Source organism: Actinoallomurus acaciae (assembly GCF_042429965.1).
Taxonomy (GTDB): domain Bacteria; phylum Actinomycetota; class Actinomycetes; order Streptosporangiales; family Streptosporangiaceae; genus Actinoallomurus; species Actinoallomurus acaciae.
The window spans coordinates 1-1,081 of record NZ_JBHLZP010001104.1; the positions used below are offsets into that span (position 1 = coordinate 1).

Sequence of the window (1,081 nt, forward strand, 5' to 3'; positions counted from 1 at the left end):
TACGACACCGCCGAGGTCGAGCGCCTCTACGTACGGCCGCCGTACCGCGGGCAGGGCATCTCACGGCTGCTGCTGGCCGGCGTGGAGGACCTCGCCCGGCGGCGCGGCTTCGCGGTCGTCCGCCTGGCAGCGGCCGACCTGCGCGTCGCCGGGCTCTACGTCTCGCGCGGCTACGTCCGTATCGCGCCGTTCGGGCGGCGGGCCGCGCCCAGCGTCTGCTTCGAGAAGGCGCTGCCGGCCACCGGGGGCCCGTCCCGCTGACCGGGTCAGCTCACCTTCCAGAGCCGGATGGTGTGGTCCGTGGCGCCACTCGCCAGCATCCGTCCGTCCGGACTGAACGCCACCGGGTAGACCGCGTCGGTGTGACCGGTGAACGAGGTGCGGACGTCGCCCCGGTCGGCGTTCCAAAGACGGACGGTCTTCATGTCGTCGCCACCGCGGGCGGCCACGGCCGTGCCGTCCGGGCTGAAGGCGACCGCGCCGACGACCTTCTTCATGCCGGAACGGGTGGCGATGACGCGTCGCGTGCGCACGTCCCAGAGCCGGACCAGCTGCCTGCCCGGGTCGCCGATGGTGGGCATCGTGCTCGCGCCGACGGCCAGGGTGGCGCCGTCCGGGCTGAACGCCAGCGAGTCGACCGAGGCCTCGTCCGGATCGGTGAGGGTGGCGATGACATCGTGGGTGGCGAGGTCCCACAACCGGATCTCGTCGGTGCGCTCGCCGTCGGTGGCCAAGGTCGTACGGTCGGGGCTGAACACCACGTGGAACTTGTCGTGGCCGGGTTCGTTCATCAACGTCGCCGTCTGACGGCCGGTGGTCACATCCCACAGGCGGATCGTGCCGTCCTCGCCGGCGCTCGCCAGGCTCCTGCCGTCGGGGGCGAACGCCACGTCCCAGATGCCTCCGCTGCCCGCGGACAGGGTCATCTCCCGCGGCGCGGGCGTGGCCGTGGTGCCGGCGGTGTGACCGGTGCGCCCGGCATGGGCGCCCGCCTTCGACGTCAATGCCTTCCAGCCGCCCACGGTGAGGGCCGCGACGAGGACGAGGCCGGCCGCCAGCGCGACGGCCGCGGTCCGGCGCG

Annotated in this window: 2 protein-coding genes; one reads left to right on the forward strand and one right to left on the reverse strand. The window is 73.5% G+C overall.

All coding sequences use genetic code 11. The features are described from left to right. Window positions 1-261, forward strand: a 261-nt coding sequence (locus tag ACFFNX_RS50865; protein WP_378213696.1) for a GNAT family N-acetyltransferase, incomplete at its 5' end; no start/stop codon positions are given. A 5-nt stretch (window positions 262-266) separates the two neighbouring features. On the opposite strand, the gene ACFFNX_RS50870 is transcribed toward ACFFNX_RS50865, so the two are convergent. Then, a partial coding sequence (locus ACFFNX_RS50870; protein ID WP_378213697.1) for a WD40 repeat domain-containing protein occupies window positions 267-1,081 on the reverse strand: 815 nt, incomplete at its 5' end.